This is a genomic window from Achromobacter sp. 2789STDY5608615 (genome assembly GCF_001298995.1).
Lineage (GTDB): Bacteria > Pseudomonadota > Gammaproteobacteria > Burkholderiales > Burkholderiaceae_B > Achromobacter > Achromobacter insuavis.
The window spans coordinates 140,867-162,151 of sequence record NZ_CYTY01000007.1 but is presented as its reverse complement, the minus strand read 5'-3'; the positions used below and the strand labels follow the sequence as shown (position 1 = coordinate 162,151).

The following is a 21,285-nucleotide window of genomic DNA, read 5'->3' as shown; positions in this document are numbered from 1 at the left end:
TTGCGGCGATATTTTGCGGGTTTTGAGCATTTCCCTGGGGGTATTCGGGGGCAGTTCCGGCCAATGGCATAAAATAATTTTTTAAGGGCCCCCTCTTGCCGCCATGAACGCCCCACTCGCCAGCCACATCTTGAACGGGGCGACGCCGCCCGCAGCACCCGCGCGACTGCGCGAAATCCCCTACAACTACACGTCGTTCTCCGATCGCGAGATCGTCGGCCGGCTGCTGGGCGATGACGCCTGGAGCCTGTTGACCGATCTGCGCGGCGAGCGCCGCACCGGGCGGTCCGCCCGCATGCTGTACGAGGTGCTCGGCGACATCTGGGTGGTGCGCCGCAATCCCTACCTGCAGGACGACCTGCTGGACAACCCCAAGCGCCGCAAGCAGCTGATCGATGCGCTGCACCATCGGCTGGGCGAGATCGACCGCCGCCGCGAACCCGGCGCGCCGGCCGAGGTCGGCCACGATCCGCACCGCGACGAGAAAGTGCTGGGCCTGCTGGGCCGGGCGCGTTCGGCCATCGCCGCCTTCGAGGGCGAGTTCGACCAGACCGCCATGCTGCGCAAGCAGGCGCAGAAGGTGCTGGGCCGCATCACCGCGCGCGACAACATCAAGTTCGACGGCCTGTCGCGCGTCTCGCACGTGACCGACGCCACCGACTGGCGCGTGGAGTACCCGTTCGTGGTGCTGACGCCGGATACGGAAGACGAGATCGCCGCGCTGGTCACCGCCTGTATCGAGCTGGGCCTGACCATCGTGCCGCGCGGCGGCGGCACCGGCTACACCGGCGGCGCGATTCCGCTGACCTGGAAGTCGGCCGTCATCAACACCGAGAAATTCGACAAGCTGGGCAAGGTCGAGTCCTGTATCCTGCCCGGGCTCACCGAGCCCGTGGCCGTCATCCATGCCGGCGCCGGCGTGGTGACCAAGCGGGTGTCGGAAGCGGCCGAGGCGGCCGGTTTCGTCTTCGCCGTGGACCCGACCTCGGCCGAGGCCTCGTGCGTGGGCGGCAACATCGCCATGAACGCCGGCGGCAAGAAAGCCGTGCTGTGGGGCACCGCGCTCGACAACCTGGCCTGGTGGCGCATGGTCGATCCGGACGGCAACTGGCTCGAAGTGACGCGCCTGGCGCACAACATGGGCAAGATCCATGACGTGGACGTGGCCCGCTTCGAACTCAAGTGGTTCGATGGCCGCGGCAAGCCGGGCGAGCGCCTGCTCAAGACCGAGACCCTGGAGATCGCGGGCCGCGTGTTCCGCAAGGAAGGCCTGGGCAAGGACGTCACCGACAAGTTCCTGGCCGGCCTGCCGGGCATCCAGAAGGAAGGCTGCGACGGCCTGATCACGTCGGCGCGCTGGGTGCTGCACCGCATGCCCAAGCACACCCGCACCGTCTGCATGGAATTCTTCGGCCAGGCGCGCGACGCGATTCCGTCGATCGTCGAGGTCAAGGGCTACCTGGACGGCGAGGGCCGCGCCCGTGGCGCCATCCTGGCCGGCCTGGAGCATCTGGACGAGCGCTACCTGCGCGCGGTCGGCTACGCCACCAAGAGCAAGCGCGGCTCGCTGCCCAAGATGGTGCTGATCGGCGACATCGTCGGCGACGACGAAGATGCCGTGGCCGCGGCCGCCAGCGAAGTGGTGCGCCTGGCCAATACGCGCCACGGCGAAGGCTTCGTGGCGGTCAGCGCCGAGGCCCGCAAGAAGTTCTGGCTCGACCGCTCGCGCACCGCCGCGATCGCGCGCCACACCAACGCCTTCAAGATCAACGAAGACGTGGTGATCCCGCTGCCGCGCATGGGCGAGTACACCGACCATATCGAACGCATCAACATCGAGCTGTCGACCCGCAACAAGCTGCGCCTGCTGGGCGCGCTGGACGACTACCTCTGTACGCCCTTGCCGGTCGGCAAGGCCGAAGACGCCGCCGACGACGATGAAACCCGCGCCGAGGTGCTGGCCGAGCGCACGCGCCAGGCCATCGAGCTGCTGGCCGCGGCGCGCCAGCGCTGGCAGTGGCTGCTGGACAACCTGGACCTGCCGCTGGCCGAGGCCATGCCGCAGCTGGACGGCCTGGGCATGGCGCACTTGAGCGCCGCGCTGGCCGAGCGCCTGGCGGCGCAGCCGCAGGCGCGTGTGTTCGACGTGGTGCAGGACCGCACCATCCGCGTGTCGTGGAAGACCGAAGTGCTGGCCGGCCTGCAGGCCGCATTCTCGGGCGCGGCGCGCAAGCCCATCCTGGACGAGCTGGTGGCGATCCACGGCCGCGTGCTCAAGAGCCGCGTGTTCGTGGCGCTGCACATGCACGCGGGCGACGGCAACGTGCACACCAACATCCCGGTCAACTCGGACGACTACGGCATGCTGCAGGAGGCCCACCAGGCCGTGGAGCGCATCATGCAGATCGCGCGCGACCTGGACGGCGTGATCTCGGGCGAGCACGGCATCGGCCTGACCAAGTACGAGTTCCTGACGGAAGCCGAGCTGGCGCCGTTCCAGGACTACAAGCGCCGCGTCGATCCCAATGGCCACTTCAACGCCGGCAAGCTCATGCCCGGCGCCGACCTGCGCCACGCCTGGACGCCCAGCTTCAACCTGATGGGCCACGAGTCGCTGATCATGCAGCAGAGCGACATCGGCGCCATCTCGGATTCGATCAAGGACTGCCTGCGCTGCGGCAAGTGCAAGCCGGTGTGCGCCACCCACGTGCCGCGCGCCAACCTGCTGTATTCGCCGCGCAACAAGATCCTGGCGACCTCGCTGCTGGTCGAGGCCTTCCTGTACGAAGAGCAGACCCGCCGCGGCGTCAGCCTGAAGCACTGGGAAGAATTCGAGGACGTGGCCGACCACTGCACCGTCTGCCACAAGTGCTACAACCCCTGTCCGGTCGACATCGACTTCGGCGACGTGTCGATGAACATGCGCGCCGTGCTGCGGCGCATGGGCCGCAAGTCGTTCAATCCGGGCACGGCCAGCGCCATGTTCTTCCTGAACGCCAAGGATCCGGCCACCATCAACGCCACCCGCAAGGCGATGGCGGGCGTGGGCTACAAGGTTCAGCGCGCCGCGCATGACCTGCTGTCGGGCCTGGTGAAGAAGCAGACCTCGGCGCCGCCGGCGACCGTCGGCAAGCCGCCGCTGCGCGAGCAGGTGGTGCGCTTCGTCAACAAGAAGATGCCGGGCGGGCTGCCCAAGCAGGCCGCGCGCAAGCTGCTGGACATCGAGGACGCGAACTACGTGCCGATCATCCGCGATCCGAAGACCACCACGGCCGACACGGAAGCGGTGTTCTACTTCCCGGGCTGCGGTTCGGAACGCCTGTTCTCGCAGGTCGGCCTGGCCACGCAGGCGATGCTGCGGCATGCCGGCGTGCAGACCGTGCTGCCGCCGGGCTACCTGTGCTGCGGCTATCCGCAGCGCGGCAACGGCATGACCGACAAGGCCGAGCAGATCATCACCGACAACCGGGTGCTGTTCCACCGCGTCGCCAACACGCTCAACTACCTGGACATCAAGACCGTGGTGGTCAGCTGCGGCACTTGCTACGACCAACTGGCCGGCTACGAGTTCGAGAAGATCTTCCCGGGCTGCCGCCTGATCGACATCCACGAATACCTGCTGGAAAAGGGCATCAAGCTGGAAGGCGCCAAGGGCGTGCGCTACATGTACCACGACCCCTGCCACACGCCGATGAAGCTGCAGGATCCGATGAAGACCGTGCGTTCGCTGGTGGGCGACGGCGCCGTCAAGAGCGACCGCTGCTGCGGCGAGTCGGGCACGCTGGCGGTCAGCCGGCCGGACATCTCGACCCAGGTGCGCTTCCGCAAGCAGGAAGAGCTGCTCAAGGGCGACGCCGCGCTGCGCACCGACGGCTTCACGGGTGACGTCAAGGTGCTGACCTCGTGCCCGTCGTGCCTGCAAGGCCTGTCGCGCTACCAGGGCGACACCGGCATGGACGCCGACTACATCGTGGTCGAGATGGCGCGCCACATCCTCGGCGAAGGCTGGATGGAAGAGTACGTGCGCCGCGCCAACGCGGACGGCATCGAGCGCGTGCTGGTGTAGCGCGTCGCCGGCCAGTGGCCGGCGCGCCGCGTCTCGCAACGCCCGGCGGATTCGCCGGGCGTTTTGTTTTTCGCGCGATAGCGCAGGCGGGCCATGGCCGCGGCGACTTGTGCTGCTATTTCATTGCAAATAACATTGCGTCTCAATTGTAATGTGAGGTGTCAGCAGTTTCCATGCCCGTTTTCCCCCGAACCCCGCTCCTTGCCGCCGTCCTCGCGACCGTGGCCAGCCTGCCCGCCCAGGGCGCCCTGCAACCCGTCGCCGAAGCGCCGCTGTCCGGCGACACCGAATTCCACTGCCGCTTCGGCCAGGACAACAGCACCGAGTGCGTGAGCACCTACCGCTACACCATCCTGACGCTGGCCGGGCGCGAGCTGGTCTCGCGCATCGACCGCAGTTATGCCGAGAACGACAGCGTCGAGGTCGAGCGCGCCGAGCTGATCCAGCCCGGCGAAAAGCCCGTGCCCCTGACGGCCGACCAGATCGATACCCGCATGGCGCCGAATCCGGACCAGGGTTTCCTGCGCAACAAGCAGACCTCGCTGGCCTTTCCCAATCTGCGGGTGGGCAGCACCATCGTCTACACGCTGCGCGAGCGTTACGCCGGCATCCCGTCGGCCACGCAATTCCACTACGTGCTGGGCTTGCAGCCGCGGGCGGTGCGCCAGGAGCGCTTTCGCGCCGAGTTCAGCGCCGAGCGCCCGATGGTCTGGCGGACCGAGGCGATGGACGCCTATCGCGTCGAGGCCTCGCCCGATGCGCGCCGCATCACGGTGGAGCTAAAGGCCACGCCTTACTACTACGCCTACGTCAACGAGTCGGACAAGGGCTATCTGCGCCAGTCGCCGCGCCTGGAGATCGGCAGTTCGGCCGCCTTGCAGGACCATTTCGGCCCATTCGCGGCGCGCTACAACGCCATCCTGGCGGCGGCCTTGCCCGAAGGCGCGGCCGCGGCCGTCGCGGCCCAGCGGGGCAAGGCCCCGGCGCAGATCGTGGCCGCGCTGATGCGCCACATCCATGAGCGCTATCGCTACCTGGGTGACTGGCGCAACAGCGAACGCGGCCAGATTCCCTTCGCGCTCGATGAGATCGAGCGGCGCGGCTATGGCGACTGCAAGGACCTGTCGGTGCTGCTGACGGCCATGCTGCGCGCGGCCGGCATCGCCGCCGAACCCGCGCTGGTGACGCGCGGCACGGTGGCGCCGGCGGTGCTGCTGCCAGGGCTGTCGGCGCCCAACCACGCCATCGTGCGCGCCCAGGTGCAGGGCCAGACCTGGTGGCTGGACCCCACCAATCCGGTGTTCGTGCCGGGCTTCACCATGCCCGACATCCAGCAGCGCTGGGCCTTCGTCATGGACGATCAGGGCAATGTGCGGCGCGAGGACATTCCGCTCGAACGCCCCGCGCCCAGCGTCGTGGTGACGCGCCATGAACAGTTCGACAAGGACGGGCAGGCCAGCGTGCGCGCCTCTGTCGAGGTCAGCCGCATGGTGGCGGCGGAAGTCAGCGTGGGCGATCAGCAGAACGGCGCGACGGCCATGGACCAGGCGCTGTGCCGCAGCTTCGCCGCCGAGAACCGCGACTGCCGGCTGCGGCGCGCCGCCAGCGATTTCGTGGTGCCGGCGGCCTACCGCATCGACGCCACGCTGGTGGACCTGCGGGCGCTGGAACGGGTCGGCCGCCAGCAGGTCTACACGCACACCGAATTGAGCGATGACTGGGAGTTCTTCGCGCGCTACCGCCAGGCGGGCCAGCTGGCCGACATCTACCTCGGCACGCCGGAAACCACCTCCTATGACGTGACGCTGGCCGGCGGCAAGGTCGACGCGCCGCCGCTGCATTGCCAGGTCCGGTCGCCGTGGATCGACGTGGACCTGGACGGCAAGCCGGCCAAGGCGGGCTACCAGTACCGCTACCGCAGCGCCAGGAAGGTCAGCTGGTTCAGCCATGACGAGATCGGCTCGGAGGCGTTCGGGCAGGCGATCGAGCAGGGCCGGCAATGCGTCGAGGCATTGCGCATGGTGGTGACGCTGCCGCGCAAGTGAGCGCTGGACGCGGCAGCGCCACCCAGGAAAAACGCGGCCGGAGGGCCGCGTTTTTCATATCAGGCAGGTCGCGCTCATTCGAGCTTGATGTTGGCCTTCTTGATCACTTCCGCCCAGGCGGTGCGTTCCTTGTCGGCATAGGCCTTGAATTCCTGCGCCGACAGCGGCATCGGGATGACGCCCATGTCCAGCATCTTCTGCGACACGGCGGGCGACTTCAGCGCGGCGTCGAGTTCGGCGGACAGCTTCTTGACCACGGGCTCGGGCAGGCCGCCGGGCGCGACCAGGCCTTGCCAGGCGTAGGCGGTGAAGTCCGACACGCCTTGCTCGGCCATGGTGGGCGTGTCCGGCAGCACGGCGACGCGCTCGGGCGTGGCCGCGGCCAGCACGCGCAGCTTGCCGGCCTTGACGTTGGGCAGGCCCGCGGCCAGGTCGATGAACATCACATCCACCTGTCCGCCCAGCAGATCCTGGATGGCGGGCGCCGCGCCCTTGTAGGGCACGTGCAGCAGGTTGGCGCCGGTGCGCTGCTTGAACAGTTCCAGCGCCAGGTGGTGCGGCGAGCCGGCGCCGGCCGAGGCGGCGGTCAGCTTGCCGGGTTCCTTCTTGGCGGCCTGGATCACGTCGTCGACCGTCTTGTAGGGCGAGTTGACGTTCACCGCCAGCAGCAGCGGGAACTTGGCGATGCCGCCGATGTAGGTGAACTTGGACGGGTCGTAGGCCAGCTTGGCGTAGAGCGTGGGGTTGTACGCCAGCGTGCCGGAATCGGCGGTGCCGATGACGTAGCCGCTGGGTTCGGCCTGCGAGATCGCGGTGGCGCCGATGATGGTGGCGGCGCCGGGGCGGTTCTCGACCACGATGGTCTGGCCGAGCGGCTTCTCGATGCCGCTGGCGACGGTGCGCGCGACCACGTCGGCGCCGCCGCCGGCCGGGTAGGGCACGATCCAGCGGACGGGTTGGGCGGGCCAGGATTGGGCCGAGGCCGCGGTGGCGGCCAGCGACAGGGCGGCAAGCGCCAACAGGCGCCGGGCGTGTTTGTGCATGGGGTGTCTCCTCGTTTTTTTGCGAGGGTATTATGCCCCGGCCGCCCGGCAATATGCGCTCGTTTGCGGCCCCGGAATCAGCGGCTTATTGCGGATCGGGGTAGCTGCGGGCGCCGAAGATGGCGGTGCCGATGCGCACTTCGGTCGAGCCTTCCTCGATCGCCAGCTCGAAATCGCCGCTCATGCCCATGGACAGGCGCTCCAGCGACACCCCGGCGATGCTTTCCTGGCGCAACTGGTCGCGCAGCTCGCGCAGGGCGCGGAGGCAGGCGCGCACTTCCAGCGGGTCGGGCGAATTGGCCGCCATGGTCATCAGGCCCTGCACCCGCAGGGTGGGGAAGTCCGCCGTGATGCGGCGCAGGAACGCCGCCACGTCGGCGGGGGCCATGCCGTACTTGCTGGGTTCGCTGGAGGTTTTGACCTGCACCAGCACGTCCAGGGTCCGGCCCTCATTGACCAGGCGGCGGTGCAGGGCCTCGGCCAGATCGAGCCGGTCGAGCGACTGCAGCTCGGTGGCGTCGCGCGCCGCGTCCTTGGCCTTGTTGGTCTGCAAGTGACCGATCAGGACCCATTGCAGGCCCTGGCCGGCCAGCGCGGCCGCCTTCTGGCGCAGTTCCTGGGTCTTGTTCTCGCCAAAACGGGTCAGGCCCAGGGCCATGGCCTCGCGCACGGCATCCACCTCGAACGTCTTGCTGACGGGCAGCAGCGTCACGCTGTCCGGCTCCCGGCCGGCGCGTTCGCAGGCCTGGGCGATGCGTTGCCGGATCCGGGCCAGGCGGGTGGCCATGGTGTCTACATCGGTCATGCGGGGTCTCTTGGGAACGGAATGTCCCATAGTGTAGGACGCGCGTGCACCGTTTCGCCACACCGCGCCGCGCAGGGGCGCGTGTTCGTTGACCCTGTCTGAGCGGCAGGCTTAGAATTTGTCGATATTTGTTTAGATTTCAATGTTCTAAACCCGCCAGCGCCGTCGTTGAACGGCGCGGGTCCTTCCTTTCTCCTCGTCGTCCCTTCCGCCATGTCCAGCGCCGCGCCCGAGTACGCTTTTGCCACGCCTTTCCTGAATCCCCCCGCTTCCCCGATCCGTTCGCTCATGCCTTACGCGATGCGCCCCGGCACCATTTCGCTGGCGGGCGGCTATCCCGCGCAGGAACTGTTCGACGTGGACGGCCTGACGATCGCGTCGACCCAGGTGCTGGCTCGCCTGGGCGCCTGCCTGCAGTACTCCAACATCGATGGCCAGGCCAGCCTGCGCAACGAACTGGCGCGCCTGTCGGCGGCGCGCGGCCTGCACTGCAATCCGGACACCGAACTGGCCGTCACCGGCGGTTCGCAGCAGGCCATGGCCTTGCTGTCGCGCGTGATGCTGCAGCCGGGCGACCACGCCATCATCGAATCGCCCGCGTTCCCCAATTCCGTGCAGGCGCTGCGCTACACCGGCGCCACCGTGCACACCGTGCCGTCCGGCCCGGATGGCGTCGACATCGATGCGCTCGATGAACTGGCCGCGCGCATCAAGCCCAAGATCGTCTGCGTGGTGGCCTCGTTCTCCAATCCCTGTGGCGCCACCATCTCGCGCCAGCGCCGCCTGCGGCTGCTGGAGCTGGCGGTCAAGCACCGCTTCCTGATCGTCGAGGACGATCCCTACAGTGAACTGCGCTTCGCCGGCGAAGCCGTGCCGCCCATCATGGCGCTGGCCGAGGGCGAAGCCCGCAACTGGGCCGTGTACCTGGCCAGCATGTCCAAGACCATGGCGCCCGCGCTGCGCATCGGCTGGCTGGTGGCCCCGCCCGAGATCCGCCGCCGCTGCGTCGGCGCCAAGGCCGCCGACGACATGGCCTCGTCCGCGTGGATCCAGGAAGTGGTGGCGCAGTACCTGGCCAACGGCCGCTATGAAGAACACGTGCCGCGCATCCGCGCCGCCTACGGCCTGCGTTGCGACGCCATGGCCGCCGGCCTGGAGCGCGAACTGGCCGGCCGCATCACCTTCAGCAAGCCCGAAGGCGGCATGTTCTTCTGGGCGCGCCTGAACGGCGAGGTCGACGCGACCCGCCTGCTGCCCTATGCCATCGAGCACGAAGTGGTCTACGTGCCGGGCAAGGCGTTTTACGCCGACGCGGCCCAGGCCGACCTGCACGCCATGCGCATGTCGTTCGCCACCATGAACGAAAGCCAGATCGCGCAGGGCATGCAGCGGCTCAGCCGCGCGCTGGACGCCTGCGAGGCCAACCAGCCGGTGTCGATTTCGCTGGCGGCGTGATATACCCAAATAAGCGCTTGTTATTTGGCGCGGGCGCTTCATGTCGATAAGCTTCTCGCCTCGGCGCGCTTGCGCGCCCTGCTACAACAGGGCGCTTGCGCGTCCCGGTACAACAGGAAAACAAGTCATGAACATTGCAAAAGGGTTGGCGGGTGCGGCGTTGTTGTTTGCCGCGGCACAAGGGGCACAAGCGGCGACGCTGGACGTCGTGCGCCAGCGCGGGGCGGTCACCTGCGGCACCACCACGGGCTTCGCGGGCTTCTCCGCCCCTGACGCGCAGGGCAAGTGGCAGGGTCTGGACGTGGACCTGTGCCGCGCCATCGCCGCGGCGGTGTTCGGCGACGCCGACAAGATCAAGGTCGTGCCGCTCAACTCGCAGCAGCGCTTCACCGCGCTGCAGTCGGGTGAAGTCGACGTGCTGACCCGCAACACCACCGTGACGCAGCAGCGCGACACCGCGCTGGGCATCATCCACGCCGGCATCAACTTCTACGACGGCCAGGGCTTCCTGGTGCCCAAGTCGCTGGGCGTCAAGAGCGCCAAGGAAATCAACGGCGCGACCATCTGCCTGCAGACCGGCACCTCGAACGAGAACACGCTTGCCGACTGGGCGCGCGCCAACAAGGTCACCTACAAGCCGGTGGTGATCGAGACCTTCAACGAAGTGGTCAACGCCTTTGCCGCGGGCCGTTGCGACGTGTTCTCGACCGACGCCTCGGGCCTGGCCTCGATCCGCATCTCCAAGCTGCAGAAGCCCGACGACTACGTGGTGCTGCCCGAGATCATCTCGAAGGAACCGCTGGGTCCGTTCGTGCGCCAGGGCGACGACGCGTGGCTGAACATCGTGCGCTGGTCGCTCTCGGCCATGATCGAGGCCGAGGAATACGGCGTGACCTCCAAGAACGTCGACGAACAGGCCAAGAGCGACAGCCCCAATATCAAGCGCATCCTGGGCGTGACGCCCGGCGGCGGCGCCAATCTGGGGCTGGACGAGAAGTGGGCCTACAACATCGTCAAGCAGGTCGGCAACTACGGCGAGAGCTTCGAGCGCAACGTCGGCGAGGGCAGCCCGCTGAAGATCAAGCGCGGCCTGAATGCGCAGTGGACGCAAGGCGGCCTGATGTACGCGCTGCCGATCCGCTGAGCGCGGCGTGATCCGGCGCGCCGGCCGGATTCGCCAACAAAAAACCGATGCTGCGGCATCGGTTTTTTATTGGGCGCGTATTGCGTCGCGGGCCGTCAGCCGCGCCGGTAGACCTGCGCGATCCGGGTGAAGGCGTTGCGCAGTTCGCGCGTGCCGCCCTGGAAGATCACGGGCCGGCCGCGGTGCGTGAACACCACCAGGCGCTTGGAAAAGATCATCGGCACGAAGCGCGCTTCGCGCACGTCTTCCCAGGCCACCTCGCGGCGCGAGAACCAAGTCTGGCGCAGTCCGCGTTCGCCGATGGTGGTGATGGACGTCTGCATGTGCCAGGACACGAACAGCAGGCCGATGAAGCACAGCCCCACCACCAGCGCCATCGAGCTCTCGAGCGGCTGGCCCGGCGCGCGGATGGCGGTCGTGACCACCTGCACGCCCAGCACCGCCAGGATCACCCAGGTCAGGATGCGCACCCAGTCGGGCCACGCCTGCCCCGACAGCGGCAGCGGACCGATGGCGCGGAGCAGGGCGGCGTGTTCCTCGGGCGAGGGGGGCGAGGCGGGGGACGTCATGCGGCTGCGGAGTTCCGGTAGCGTTGCGGAAAGACTTGCGCCGGTTGACCCGGACGCTCACGCGAAACGCGCGCAGCCATTCTACGGCGATTCGCGTCAGGCGGCCCGCTTGGCGGCAATGGCGTTGCCGGCCCGGCTGGAGCCCTTGCGATTGAGGTTGGCCGACATCCATTGGCCGATGTCCACCACCGCGTCGAAGTCGACGCCGGTATCGATGTCCAGGCCGCGCAGCATGTACAGCACGTCTTCGGTGGCGACGTTGCCGGTCGCGCCCTTGGCGTAGGGGCAACCGCCCAGGCCGGCCACCGAGGCGTGGAAGATCGAGATGCCGGTCTCCAGCGACGCCAGGATGTTGGCCAGCGCCTGGCCGTAGGTGTCGTGGAAGTGGCCCGAGACGCGCGCCGGGTCCACCACGCGGGTGACCGCGGTCATCACGTCGCGCACGCGTTGCGGCGTGCCCACGCCGATGGTGTCGGCCACGTCGATCTCGTCGACCTGCATGGCCAGGTAGCGCTGGGCCACGTCGACCACGGATTCGATCGGCACTTCGCCCTGGTAGGGACAGCCCAGCGCGCAGCTGATGCTGCCGCGCACGCGGATGCCGGCTTCGCGGGCGGCCTGCACCACGGGTTCGAAGCGCGCGATGGATTCGGCGATCGAGCAGTTGATGTTCTTTTGCGAGAAGGCCTCGCTGGCCGCGCCGAAGATGACGATTTCGTCCGCGCCGGCCGCCAGCGCGCCTTCGAAGCCCTTCATGTTGGGCGTGAGCACCGAGTAGATCGTGCCGGGACGGCGCTGGATCCGCGCCACGACGTCGGCGCCGTCGGCCATCTGCGGCACCCACTTGGGCGACACGAACGAGGCCGCCTCGACGTTGGGAAAGCCGGCGGCCGCGAGGCGGTCGATCAGTTCCACCTTGATGTCGGTGGGGACGAATTCCTTTTCATTCTGCAGGCCGTCGCGGGGCGAAACCTCGACGATCTTGACGCGTGTGGGCAATGCCATGTCTCTTCCTGTATCGGTATCGGGGGGGGCGGCCGCGGCGGCGGCACGGCGCCAACGCCAATATTAGCGCCATCGCATCCGGCCCCGCTCGCGCGCCGCCCAAGGGCTGTCCAGGCGCTGGCCGGCCTCCGCCCTGGGTCTTGGCGCGGCCCCTTATTTCAGGCGTTGGAAGCGTCCGTCGTCCAGGCGCGCCACGCGCGCGGCCAGTTCCAGCTCCAGCAACTGGGCCTGCAGGTCGGCGGTCTCCAGGCCGCAGCGGGCCTGGATCGCGTCCAGGTGCAACGGGTCGAAGCCCAGGGCCTCCAGCACAGGGTGGGGGGCGGCGCTCTCGGCCGGCGCGGCCGGGCGGGCGCCGGGCTGCGGGCCGCCGCCGAGTTCGTCGGTGATGTCGGCCGCGGTCTCCACCAGCTTGGCGCCCTGGCGGATCAGCGCATGGCAACCGCGCGACAGCGGCGAGTGGATCGAGCCGGGAATGGCGAACACTTCGCGCCCGCTTTCGCCCGCCAGCCGCGCAGTGATGAGCGAGCCGCTCTGTTTCGCGGCCTCGACCACCAGCACGCCGCGCGCCAGGCCTGCCACGATGCGGTTGCGCTTGGGAAAGTGCTGCGGCAGGGCGCCGGTCCCCATCGGCAGTTCGGACACCAGCGCGCCGTGCGCGGCGATGCGATGCGCCAGGTCGCGGTGCCGCGCCGGGTAGATTCGGTCGATGCCGGTGCCCATCACGGCGACCGTGCCGGCGCCGCCGGGGCCGGCTTCCAGGGCGCCTTCATGGGCCGCCGCGTCGATGCCCAGCGCCGGCCCGCTGACCACGCGCCAGCCGTTGCCGGCCAGGTGGCGGGCGAAGGCGCGGGCGTTTTCCTGGCCGCCGGGGGTCGCGTTGCGGGCGCCCACGACCGCCAGCGACGGTCCCTGCAGATAGGCCGGGTCGCCGTTCACGTAGAGCAGGATGGGCGGGTCGGCGATGGTCAGCAGGCTTTGCGGATAGGCGGGATCGGCCAGCGTCAGGATATGGCGGCCGGGCGCCTCGACCCACTGCAGCGCGCTGTCGACCTGCGCGGCCATCTCGGCCGGCATGGGGGCGGCCAGCTGGCGGGCCAGCGCATCGGGCAATTGGCGCGCCAGGGCCGAGGCGCGCTGCGCGTAGATCTGTTCCGGCAGGCCCAGCGCGCCCAGCAGGGTGCAGGCGGTGGCCGAGCCGATACCGGGTTCCAGGGACAGGCGCAACCAGGCGGACAGTTCAGCGGGGGTGTGGGTGAGCGGCATGTTCGAGAGTGTCGCATGGCGGCCACGGCGGTCCCGGCAAGGGGGATCGAATGGTCCCGGCCGGACCGGCCCGTAAATCGGGGGCGGGTGGGGCCGGATAATCCTCGGCTTAGCCGAAAACTATTAGAAATCAAGAATCTAATGAATTAAACTGTTGGTCAGGCACTCTTACCGACGATTCCTTTTCAATGGCATTACTCCCTATTCTTCGCTACCCGGATCCGCGCTTGCACAAGAAGGCCAAGCCGGTCGCCGAGGTCGATGACCGCATCCGCCAACTGGTGCGCGACATGGCCGACACCATGTACGACGCGCCGGGCGTGGGCCTGGCCGCGACGCAGGTTGACGTGCACGAGCGCGTCGTCGTCATCGACGTCTCCGAAGAAAGCAATCAGCTGCTGGTGTTGATCAATCCCGAGATCACCTGGCACAGCGACGATTACAAGATCTACGAAGAAGGCTGCCTGTCGGTCCCGGGCATATATGACGAAGTCGAGCGCGCCTCGCGCATCCGCTGCAAGGCGCTGGACATCGACGGCAAGCCGTTCGAGTTCGAGGCCGACGGCCTGCTGGCCGTGTGCGTGCAGCACGAGCTCGACCACCTGGAAGGCAAGGTGTTCGTCGAATACCTGTCCAACCTGAAGCAGAACCGCATCAAGACCAAGCTGAAAAAGGCCGAGCGCGAAGCGCTGCGCGCCTGACGCCCGTTTCCTCCTTCCCGGTCCGATCCCCATGCGCCTAGTTTTCGCCGGCACGCCGGAATTCGCCCGTATCGCCTTCGACGCCCTGCGGGCCGCCGGCCACGACATCCCGTTGGTCATGACCCAGCCCGACCGTCCCGCGGGTCGCGGACTCAAGCTGACCCCGAGCCCGGTCAAGCAGGCCGCGCTCGATGCCGGCATCGAGGTCGCCCAGCCGCGCAGCCTGCGGCTCGATGGCCGCTACCCCGAGGAAGCCGCCGAGGCCCGCGCCCTGCTCGAGCGCATCGCGCCCGACGTCATGGTGGTCGCGGCCTATGGCCTGATCCTGCCGCAGTGGGTGCTGGACCTGCCGCGCCTGGGTTGCCTGAACATCCACGCCAGCCTGTTGCCGCGCTGGCGCGGCGCGGCGCCGATCCAGCGCGCCATCGAGGCCGGCGATGACCGCACCGGGGTCACCATCATGCAGATGGACGCGGGCCTGGACACCGGCGACATGCTGCTGGAACGCATCGTGCCGATCGGCGCCGACACCAATGCCGCGCAATTGCACGACGCGCTGGCGCTGGCCGGCGGCGAGGCGATCGTGGCGGCCCTGGCCGCGCTGGGCCAGGGCGGTTTGACGCCGACCCCGCAGCCCGAGGAAGGCGTGACCTACGCCGCCAAGCTGGACAAGGCCGAGGCCGCGCTCGATTGCAGCCAGGCGGCGGAACTGCTGGCGCGCCGCGTGCGCGCCTTCAACCCGGTGCCGGGCGCCAGCATCCGCCTGCCAGGCCTGGCCGATCCGGTGAAGGTGTGGCGCGCCCAGGCCTTGCCGCAGCCCGCCACGGCCGCGCCCGGCAGCGTGCTGCGCGCGGACGCCGAGGGCATCGACATCGCGACCGGCGAGGGCGTATTGCGCTTGCTGGAGTTGCAGAAGGCCGGCGGCAAGCGCCAGCCGGTGGACGTGTTCGTGCGGGGCTGGCAGCCGGCCTGAGGCCGGCCGTCGCCGCCAGGGTCCGGCCGCCGTGGGGCGGGCGGACCGTTTTCAGGGACGCCGGGCCAGCAGGTCCAGATAGGCGCCCGACAGCAGTTGCTCCGGCGCGATCTGCAGGCTGGCCAGCAGTTCATGGGCCTCGGCCATGCCGTCCTCGACGCTTTCGCCGTCGCGCAGCACCACTTCCAGTTCCAGGAATTCCCCCAGCCCCTCGACCCGATCCAGGTGGATGCGGGTGCGGCCGGCCATGAACAGCAGGCGCTGCTTGCGCACGCGCCCGATCACGCCATAGGCCAGCCCCAGCGCATCGCGCAGGGTGTCGGGCGAGGCGGTCGGCGAAATGACGTAGAAGCTTTCCTTGGGGCCGGCGGCGTCGGCGCGGCGGTAGAAGATCAGTTCGCCCTTGCCATCGGCGAACACGCGCAGCTTGAGCCGGCCGTCGGGGCAGGCGAAGAAGGTGTCGTCCTGCGCGATGGCGACCGGCGCCTTGCCGGACAACGCCGCCGCCAGCGGTTCGAGGGCCGCCAGGCTGGCGACCCTGGCCTTGATTTCGACGTTGCGCGCCATCAGCGTGTCCTTGTCGGGGCGCCGCGTCAGGCCAGCGCGGCCGGCAGTTCGGCGACCTGCATGAACAATTCGTCGGGGCCGCGGTCGCGCAGCGCGTCGACGTGGTTGTAGCCCCAGGCCACCGATCCCACGCGCACGCCGGCCTTGCGGGCCGCGTCGATGTCGCGCATTTCGTCGCCCACCAGCAGGAAACGTTCCGGCGCGGTGCCGTGGCGCTGCAGCAGGCGGTCGATCTTGGCGGCCTTGCCGAACAGGTCGGTGCCGCATTCGTAGTCGTCGAACAGCGCCGCGGTGTCGGGGCCGAGCACGCGCTGCACATTTTCGAGCGAGTTCGAGCTGACCACCGCCAGCCGCAGCCCGCCCGCCTTCAGGCGGGCCAGCGCGTCGGGGATGCCGTCGAACAGGTGCACGCTGGGATCGATCTCCTGCATCAGGGTGCGCACGTGCGCCATGATGGCGGGCAGTTTCCACAGCGGGATGCCGAGGAACTTCAGGATCTCGCCGGCATCGCGGTGGCGCAGCTGGTCGCGCTCGGCGGCGTCGATCTTGCGGAAGCCGTACTTGTCGGCCACCGTGTTGAGGATGGAATTGAACCAGGGCATGGTGTCCGCCAGGGTTCCGTCGAAATCAAAAGCTGCGATGTCGTATTTCAAGAAAAAATCCGATGCCGATCTACATGGGGTGAAGCAGATACTGCACCACCGGCGCCAGGTCTTCAAGCGGCGGTGCGCCCGCGACGACGCGCTGGGCGTTGGTCCAGGGGTAGTCCAGCGCCAGCAGCCAGCCGAATACCGCTTCGGCGTCGGCGGGCGGCAGCGTCACCATGGTCTCGATCGTAATGGTCAGGTGGGTGGCGCGGTACGGCTCCGGCTGGAAGGTCCAGGCGTAGCGGCCGCAGCCCACGCGCACGTTGCCGGTGGCCTTCTCGGTCATGCCGACGATCCAGTCACAGGAATAATCGGACAGACGCACGTCCGCCTCGGGCCGCGCCAGGTAGAAGGTGTAGACGTTGTCGTAGGTCTGGCCGAACTTGCGCACCAGCGTGTCGGTGATCGCGGCCAGGCCGTGGGATTCGGGCGGAAAGGCGATGGCCTGCGTGCGCAGCGCCATCTTCAGCACCGCCTGCGGCGCGAAGGCGCGCGCCATGTAGTGCGGGCGGTTTTCGTCCTTGGCGTGGAAGTAATCGCGCAATACGGACTCGGTGCTGGCGGGAGACGACGAACCGGTGGACATTGCGGGTTTTCCTTGGGGGCGGTTTAGGGGGGCGCGATGCTCGGGCTTGACCGGCTCGAACCACTTGGAAACGTTGGGCGGCTCGTAGATGGCGTAGCGGTCCAGCAGCGTCGCCGGATCGCTTTCCACCACCAGCATGTCGCGATGCTGCGGGCGCATGAAGGCTTCGTCGACGGCATGGTCGACGAACTGCATCAGCGCGTCGTAGTAGCCGGCGATGTTGAGCAGGCCGCAGGGCTTGCTGTGCATGCTGAGCTGGGCCCAGGTCCAGACCTCGAAGAATTCCTCGAGCGTGCCGGCGCCGCCGGGCAGCGCGATGAAGCCGTCGGCCTTGTCCATCATCATGGCCTTGCGCTCGTGCATGCTCTGCACCAGATGCAGTTCGGTCAGGCCGCGATGGGCCTGTTCCTTCTTCTGCAGCAGTTCCGGGATCACGCCGATCACGCGGCCGCCGCCGGCCAGCACCTCGTTGGCGATCACGCCCATGATGCCGACGACCGAGCCGCCGTAGACCAGGCCGAGGTCGCGCTTGACCAGTTCACGGGCCAGCACGCGGGCCTGTTCCAGGTATTCGGGGCGCGCGCCGGGATTGGAGCCGCAATACACGCAGATGTTCTTCAGGGTCATATGAAGCTACTAATTGCCGGGCCCGTTACAGATTGCGTCACGGGCCGTCCGGGGAGCCGATAGTTTACGAGAAGCGCCGGACGCGTTTTTGCGCGGCGCGCGAAAGCCCGATATGGGGCCATGGGCAATGTTTGGACACAGCATCTTTTCGCATGGCCGGTAGACTGGGTTGTTCGGAACGACTGGAAGTCCAGCGTCGTATTGCCAACCCCACAAGGAGCTAACGATATGGAAAACACGACCCGTAACCACGACAAGGCGAGCCGCCCCTTCGACATGGATGTGAAGGCGATCCGCGCCAAGGCGCGCCAGGACATCGAGTCCGGCGCCGTCACCGACACCTACCGCGCGGACCGCAAGACCGTGCTCAAGCTGCTGAACGAAGCGCTGGCCACCGAGATCGTCTGTGTGCTGCGCTACAAGCGCCACTTCTTCATGGCCCGCGGCCTGAACGCCGAGCCGGTGGCGGCGGAATTCGCCGAGCACGCCACCCAGGAACAGGACCACGCCGACAGGCTGGCCGAACGCATCGTGCAGCTGGGCGGCGAGCCCAACCTGTCGCCCAAGGGCCTGCTCGAGCGCAGCCACTCCGAGTACATCGAGGGCGCCACGCTTGAGGAGATGATCAAGGAAAACCTGATCGCCGAGCGCATCGCCATCGACAGCTACCGGCAGATGATCGACTACATCGGCGAACAGGATTCGACCACGCGCCGCCTGCTCGAAGAGATCCTGGCGGTCGAGGAAGAGCACGCGGACGACATGTCCGATTTCCTGGCCAAGCACTGAGGTGTTGCCGGCCCGTGCCGGCCTTTACGGAGCGCCGGCGGCCGCATCGTGGCGGCGCGCCGCCGCATCCAGTTGCGCATGGTGCCTTTCAGCCCAGCGGTCCAGCGCCACCAGCGCCACGTTCAACGATTTCCCCAGGTCGGTCAGGTGGTAGCGCACGTGCGGCGGCACGGTGCGCATGTCCTCGCGCCGCACCAGCCCGTGGCGTTCCAGGTCGCGCAGCGTCTGCGTCATCATCTTCTGTGAAATGCCGTCGAGCTTGCGCAGCAGTTCGTTGTTGCGCAGCGGGCCGCGCGCCAGCGCCGGCAGGACCAGCGGCACCCACTTGCCGGAGATCAGCTCGAGCGCGCGGCGCGACGGGCAGGCGGCGTCGAAGACGTCGCCGGAGGAAGCGGGAGAGACAGCCATGTCGGGCCCTTCATGGTTACCAAAAGGTGCGTACTTGTGCCTGGGTAACTATAGGCCCTAAGCTGGCCGCATTCCAATCTCGAAGGGAGGCCGCGATGGCCTGGTGGATCCTGTTGGCCGCGAGCGCGGTGGAAATCGTGATGGCGCTGGCGTTGAAGTACGCCGACGGCTGGACGCGGTTCTGGCCCAGCGCCATCGGCATCGCCGCGGCCCTGGGCAGCATCTTCCTGCTGACGCTGGCGATGCGGCATCTGCCCGCTGGCACCGCCTACGCGGTGTGGACCGGCATCGGTTCCGTGGGCATCACGGTGCTGGGGATCGCGCTGTTCGGGGATTCGCCGTCGGTTGCGCGCCTGGCGTGCATCGCGCTGATCGTGGGCGGCGTGGCGGGATTGAAACTGCTGGAAGCCTGAAGGCAGCCGGCGGCGGACGCCGCCGGCAGGCAGGACAGTTAGATCGTGTCGGCCCAGAGGTCGTATTCGTCGGAGTCGGTGACGCGCACGCGCACCATGTCACCGGCCTTGAGGGCGCGGTCCGAACTGACGTAGACGCAACCGTCGATTTCCGGCGCGTCGCCGGCGCTGCGGCCCACGGCGCCATCTTCATCCACTTCGTCGATCAGCACGTCGATCTCGCGGCCGACCTTGCGCGCCAGGCGCGCGGTGGAAATCGACTGCTGCAGTTCCATGAAGCGTTCCCAGCGTTCCTGCTTGACCTCGTCCGGCACCGGATTGTCGAGCAGGTTGGCGGGCGCGCCTTCCACCGGCGAATACTGGAAACAGCCGACGCGGTCGAGCTGGGCTTCCTGCATCCAGTCCAGCAGGTACTGGAAGTCTTCCTCGGTCTCGCCGGGGAAGCCGACGATGAAGGTCGAGCGGATGGTCAGGTCGGGGCAGATCTCGCGCCACTTCTTGATGCGCGCCAGCGTCTTGTCCTCGAATGCCGGACGCTTCATGGCCTTGAGGATGCGCGGGCTGGCGTGCTGGAACGGGATGTCCAGGTAGGGCAGGATCTTGCCCTCGGCCATCAGCGGAATCACTTCGTCCACGTGCGGATACGGATACACGTAATGCAGGCGCGTCCAGACGCCCATTTCGGACAAGGCCGTACAGAGCTCGGTCATGCGGGTGCGCACCGGGCGGCCGTTCCAGAAGCCGCTGCGGAACTTGACGTCGACGCCGTAGGCGCTGGTGTCCTGCGAGATCACCAGCAGTTCCTTGACGCCGGCCTTGACCAGGCGCTCGGCCTCGCTGAGCACGTCGCCCACCGGGCGGCTGACCAGGTCGCCGCGCATCGACGGGATGATGCAGAAGCTGCAGCGGTGATTACAGCCTTCCGAGATCTTCAGGTAGGCGTAGTGGCGCGGGGTCAGCTTGACGCCCTGCGGCGGCACCAGGTCCAGGTAGGGGTTGTGGTCCTTCTTGGGCGGCGCGGCGTTGTGCACGGCGCGCACCACTTCCTCGTACTGCTGCGGGCCGGTCACGGCCAGCACGCTGGGGTGCACGTTGCGGATCACCGATTCCTCGACGCCCATGCAGCCGGTGACGATGACCTTGCCGTTCTCGGCCAGCGCCTCGCCGATGGCTTCCAGCGACTCGGCCTTGGCGCTGTCGATGAAACCACAGGTGTTGACCACCACGACGTCCGCGTCGTTGTACTCGGGCGTGACTTGGTAGCCTTCGGTGCGCAGTTGGGTCAGGATGCGTTCGGAGTCGACCAGGGCTTTGGGACAGCCCAGGCTGACAAAGCCGACTTTGGGGGAAGACATGGAATACCTCGGTGGGCGCGAGCCGGCGCCAATGATCAAATACTGCGCAATTTTAGCGCGGCAGGGCGGGGGGGGCCGTTATTTTAGCGGGTTGCCGGGCGCGCCAGCGGTTGAAGTGCGTCCCCAATATCCAGAGGGGCGCCGCCGGGCGTCACGCGCCGCTGCGGCGATACAGCGCCAGGGTGCCGGCCAGCCCGATCATGAGCGAGCCGCAGACCCGGTTCAGCCAGCGCAGGCCCGAGCCGCGGAAGGCCCGCACCAGCTGCGCGCCCAGGGTGGCGTAGGCCAGCATGGTCAGGATGTTCATCAGCGCCAGCACGGCGGCCACGGTGGCGTATTGGGGCAGCAGGGGGCGCCTGGGTGTTGATGAACTGCGGCAGGAAGGCGGACATGAACAGCAGCGCCTTCGGGTTGGTCAGCGCCACCACGAAGCTGCGCAGGCCCAGTTTGAGGCCCACGGGCCGGGCGGCGCCGGGTTCGGCGGCCGGCAGCACCAGCGCGGCGTCCGAACGCAGCATCTTCCAGCCCAGGTAGGCCAGATAGGCCGCGCCCGCCCATTTGATGGCATGGAAGGCGACCTCGGAAGCGGCCAGCACCACGCCCAGGCCGGAAGCCACCGCGCCCACCAGAATGAAGTCGGCCAGCACCGCGCCGCCCATGCCCCAGCAGGCGGTGCGCACGCCGTGGCGCGAACCGTTGCTCATGGCGAGCAGGACGGTCGGGCCGGGCGTCACGATGGCGACGGCCGAGGCCAGGATGAACAGCAGCAGCGTGGCGGTGGACATGGCGGGCTCCGAGGCAAGCGGCCAGTGTGACGCGCCCGG

18 protein-coding genes and 2 pseudogenes are annotated in these 21,285 nt (G+C 68.1%); 8 read left to right on the top strand and 12 right to left on the bottom strand.

Annotated features, from left to right (window positions below):
- Positions 1–103: 103 nt before the first annotated feature.
- Both AOZ49_RS08695 and AOZ49_RS08690 read left to right on the top strand, forming a co-directional pair.
- The gene (locus AOZ49_RS08695; protein WP_054474883.1) at positions 104–4,066 is read left to right on the top strand and encodes a DUF3683 domain-containing protein; all 3,963 of its coding nucleotides are present in this window, start codon (positions 104–106) and stop codon (positions 4,064–4,066) included.
- Between the two features lie 173 nt (positions 4,067–4,239).
- Positions 4,240–6,111, top strand: coding sequence for a DUF3857 domain-containing transglutaminase family protein (locus AOZ49_RS08690; protein WP_054474882.1), 1,872 nt, complete (start codon positions 4,240–4,242; stop codon positions 6,109–6,111).
- Positions 6,112–6,185: 74 nt separating this feature from the next.
- Here the strand turns inward: AOZ49_RS08690 and AOZ49_RS08685 are convergent, their stop codons facing one another.
- Both AOZ49_RS08685 and AOZ49_RS08680 read right to left on the bottom strand, forming a co-directional pair.
- The gene (locus tag AOZ49_RS08685; RefSeq protein WP_054474881.1) at positions 6,186–7,154 is read right to left on the bottom strand and encodes a Bug family tripartite tricarboxylate transporter substrate binding protein; all 969 of its coding nucleotides are present in this window, start codon (positions 7,152–7,154) and stop codon (positions 6,186–6,188) included.
- Between the two features lie 85 nt (positions 7,155–7,239).
- A complete protein-coding gene (locus AOZ49_RS08680; protein ID WP_054474880.1) occupies positions 7,240–7,959 on the bottom strand; it encodes a YggS family pyridoxal phosphate-dependent enzyme in 720 nt (239 codons plus the stop codon).
- A gap of 213 nt (positions 7,960–8,172) precedes the next feature.
- On the opposite strand from AOZ49_RS08680, the gene AOZ49_RS08675 reads away from it, so the two are divergent.
- The gene (locus AOZ49_RS08675; protein WP_054429306.1) at positions 8,173–9,414 is read left to right on the top strand and encodes an aminotransferase-like domain-containing protein; all 1,242 of its coding nucleotides are present in this window, start codon (positions 8,173–8,175) and stop codon (positions 9,412–9,414) included.
- A gap of 127 nt (positions 9,415–9,541) precedes the next feature.
- A complete protein-coding gene (locus AOZ49_RS08670) occupies positions 9,542–10,558 on the top strand; it encodes an amino acid ABC transporter substrate-binding protein (protein WP_054474879.1) in 1,017 nt (338 codons plus the stop codon).
- 95 nt (positions 10,559–10,653) lie between these two features.
- Here AOZ49_RS08670 and AOZ49_RS08665 read toward each other — a convergent pair whose 3' ends face one another.
- From AOZ49_RS08665 to dprA, 3 genes are all read right to left on the bottom strand, one after another.
- Positions 10,654–11,127: a hypothetical protein gene (locus tag AOZ49_RS08665; protein WP_054474878.1), complete on the bottom strand. Its 474-nt coding sequence runs from the start codon at positions 11,125–11,127 to the stop codon at positions 10,654–10,656.
- A gap of 96 nt (positions 11,128–11,223) precedes the next feature.
- On the bottom strand, positions 11,224–12,132 hold the full coding sequence (locus tag AOZ49_RS08660; RefSeq protein WP_054474877.1) for a hydroxymethylglutaryl-CoA lyase: 909 nt from the start codon (positions 12,130–12,132) through the stop codon (positions 11,224–11,226).
- Positions 12,133–12,285: 153 nt separating this feature from the next.
- On the bottom strand, positions 12,286–13,395 hold the full coding sequence (dprA, locus tag AOZ49_RS08655; RefSeq protein ID WP_054474876.1) for a DNA-processing protein DprA: 1,110 nt from the start codon (positions 13,393–13,395) through the stop codon (positions 12,286–12,288).
- A gap of 188 nt (positions 13,396–13,583) precedes the next feature.
- Here dprA and def point away from each other — a divergent pair, with 188 nt between their 5' ends.
- Together def and fmt are read left to right on the top strand one after the other, a co-directional pair.
- Entirely contained in the window at positions 13,584–14,096 is a 513-nt protein-coding gene (gene def / locus AOZ49_RS08650; protein WP_006391779.1) for a peptide deformylase, read from the top strand.
- A 31-nt stretch (positions 14,097–14,127) separates the two neighbouring features.
- A complete protein-coding gene (fmt, locus tag AOZ49_RS08645; RefSeq protein ID WP_054429309.1) occupies positions 14,128–15,069 on the top strand; it encodes a methionyl-tRNA formyltransferase in 942 nt (313 codons plus the stop codon).
- 51 nt (positions 15,070–15,120) lie between these two features.
- Here fmt and AOZ49_RS08640 read toward each other — a convergent pair whose 3' ends face one another.
- The 4 genes and pseudogenes from AOZ49_RS08640 to AOZ49_RS08625 form a co-directional block, all read right to left on the bottom strand.
- Positions 15,121–15,636, bottom strand: coding sequence for a class IV adenylate cyclase (locus tag AOZ49_RS08640; RefSeq protein WP_054429310.1), 516 nt, complete (start codon positions 15,634–15,636; stop codon positions 15,121–15,123).
- Between the two features lie 26 nt (positions 15,637–15,662).
- Positions 15,663–16,289 (bottom strand): HAD hydrolase-like protein, encoded by a 627-nt coding sequence (locus AOZ49_RS08635; RefSeq protein WP_054429311.1) that lies wholly within the window; start codon positions 16,287–16,289, stop codon positions 15,663–15,665.
- Between the two features lie 19 nt (positions 16,290–16,308).
- Entirely contained in the window at positions 16,309–16,869 is a 561-nt protein-coding gene (locus AOZ49_RS08630) for a hypothetical protein (RefSeq protein ID WP_054429312.1), read from the bottom strand.
- Between the two features lie 51 nt (positions 16,870–16,920).
- Positions 16,921–17,496 (bottom strand): annotated as a pseudogene (locus AOZ49_RS08625) (TIGR00730 family Rossman fold protein); the annotation flags it as partial.
- Positions 17,497–17,724: 228 nt separating this feature from the next.
- On the opposite strand from AOZ49_RS08625, the gene AOZ49_RS08620 reads away from it, so the two are divergent.
- Complete coding sequence (locus AOZ49_RS08620; protein ID WP_054429314.1) at positions 17,725–18,285, top strand: ferritin-like domain-containing protein; 561 nt, start codon at positions 17,725–17,727, stop codon at positions 18,283–18,285.
- 24 nt (positions 18,286–18,309) lie between these two features.
- Here the strand turns inward: AOZ49_RS08620 and AOZ49_RS08615 are convergent, their stop codons facing one another.
- Entirely contained in the window at positions 18,310–18,693 is a 384-nt protein-coding gene (locus tag AOZ49_RS08615) for a winged helix-turn-helix transcriptional regulator (RefSeq protein WP_054429315.1), read from the bottom strand.
- A gap of 95 nt (positions 18,694–18,788) precedes the next feature.
- Between AOZ49_RS08615 and AOZ49_RS08610 the strand changes: the two genes are divergently transcribed.
- Entirely contained in the window at positions 18,789–19,106 is a 318-nt protein-coding gene (locus tag AOZ49_RS08610) for a DMT family transporter (RefSeq protein WP_054474875.1), read from the top strand.
- A 38-nt stretch (positions 19,107–19,144) separates the two neighbouring features.
- Here the strand turns inward: AOZ49_RS08610 and rimO are convergent, their stop codons facing one another.
- Both rimO and AOZ49_RS08600 read right to left on the bottom strand, forming a co-directional pair.
- Positions 19,145–20,461 (bottom strand): 30S ribosomal protein S12 methylthiotransferase RimO, encoded by a 1,317-nt coding sequence (gene rimO / locus AOZ49_RS08605; RefSeq protein WP_054429317.1) that lies wholly within the window; start codon positions 20,459–20,461, stop codon positions 19,145–19,147.
- A gap of 151 nt (positions 20,462–20,612) precedes the next feature.
- Positions 20,613–21,246 (bottom strand): annotated as a pseudogene (locus AOZ49_RS08600) (LysE family translocator).
- Positions 21,247–21,285 lie beyond the last annotated feature (39 nt).

Bases quoted from the DNA above. Each gene is read 5' to 3' on its own strand.
- rimO (WP_054429317.1), bottom strand. From the start codon at position 20,461: ATGTCTTCCCCCAAAGTCGGCTTTGTCAGCCTGGGCTGTCCCAAAGCC.
- AOZ49_RS08690 (WP_054474882.1), top strand. From the start codon at position 4,240: ATGCCCGTTTTCCCCCGAACCCCGCTCCTTGCCGCCGTCCTCGCGACC.
- AOZ49_RS08615 (WP_054429315.1), bottom strand. From the start codon at position 18,693: ATGGCTGTCTCTCCCGCTTCCTCCGGCGACGTCTTCGACGCCGCCTGC.
- AOZ49_RS08630 (WP_054429312.1), bottom strand. From the start codon at position 16,869: ATGTCCACCGGTTCGTCGTCTCCCGCCAGCACCGAGTCCGTATTGCGC.
- AOZ49_RS08685 (WP_054474881.1), bottom strand. From the start codon at position 7,154: ATGCACAAACACGCCCGGCGCCTGTTGGCGCTTGCCGCCCTGTCGCTG.
- AOZ49_RS08610 (WP_054474875.1), top strand. From the start codon at position 18,789: ATGGCCTGGTGGATCCTGTTGGCCGCGAGCGCGGTGGAAATCGTGATG.
- AOZ49_RS08675 (WP_054429306.1), top strand. From the start codon at position 8,173: ATGTCCAGCGCCGCGCCCGAGTACGCTTTTGCCACGCCTTTCCTGAAT.
- AOZ49_RS08665 (WP_054474878.1), bottom strand. From the start codon at position 11,127: ATGACGTCCCCCGCCTCGCCCCCCTCGCCCGAGGAACACGCCGCCCTG.
- AOZ49_RS08620 (WP_054429314.1), top strand. From the start codon at position 17,725: ATGGAAAACACGACCCGTAACCACGACAAGGCGAGCCGCCCCTTCGAC.
- AOZ49_RS08695 (WP_054474883.1), top strand. From the start codon at position 104: ATGAACGCCCCACTCGCCAGCCACATCTTGAACGGGGCGACGCCGCCC.
- def (WP_006391779.1), top strand. From the start codon at position 13,584: ATGGCATTACTCCCTATTCTTCGCTACCCGGATCCGCGCTTGCACAAG.
- AOZ49_RS08680 (WP_054474880.1), bottom strand. From the start codon at position 7,959: ATGACCGATGTAGACACCATGGCCACCCGCCTGGCCCGGATCCGGCAA.
- AOZ49_RS08670 (WP_054474879.1), top strand. From the start codon at position 9,542: ATGAACATTGCAAAAGGGTTGGCGGGTGCGGCGTTGTTGTTTGCCGCG.
- AOZ49_RS08640 (WP_054429310.1), bottom strand. From the start codon at position 15,636: ATGGCGCGCAACGTCGAAATCAAGGCCAGGGTCGCCAGCCTGGCGGCC.
- fmt (WP_054429309.1), top strand. From the start codon at position 14,128: ATGCGCCTAGTTTTCGCCGGCACGCCGGAATTCGCCCGTATCGCCTTC.
- dprA (WP_054474876.1), bottom strand. From the start codon at position 13,395: ATGCCGCTCACCCACACCCCCGCTGAACTGTCCGCCTGGTTGCGCCTG.
- AOZ49_RS08660 (WP_054474877.1), bottom strand. From the start codon at position 12,132: ATGGCATTGCCCACACGCGTCAAGATCGTCGAGGTTTCGCCCCGCGAC.